Genomic DNA, 298 nt, shown 5'->3' on the forward strand with positions numbered 1-298 from the left:
TGAACTGGCTGTGGTCGGCCAGGTCGACGATGCGCGCCGGGCCCAGCAGCATCGACGATACCGCCGTGCGACGGCGGTAGAAGGTGGAGGTCACCAGCAGCTCGCCTTGTTCCAGCGTGATGCGGCGACGGAGGAACGCCCAGCTGAGCACACCGCCCAGCACCAGCAGGCACGGCAGGGTGATGGCCATGTCCATCGGTGTGCGTTGTTCCTGCAGGTGCGTGGTGACCAGCAGCACCGCCACGCCCAGAAGCGGCAGCCACAGCCAGAGCAGTCGCCACAGAGGGGCGGGCGCCAC

The 298-nt window shown here is 68.5% G+C and carries 1 pseudogene; it reads right to left on the reverse strand.

Going from position 1 to position 298, the window contains the following annotated elements:
* Positions 1-298, reverse strand: a pseudogene (locus tag ACQG3P_RS19175) (PH domain-containing protein); the annotation flags it as partial.

The organism is Stenotrophomonas sp. SrG (assembly GCF_050031795.1).
GTDB lineage: Bacteria > Pseudomonadota > Gammaproteobacteria > Xanthomonadales > Xanthomonadaceae > Stenotrophomonas > Stenotrophomonas rhizophila_A.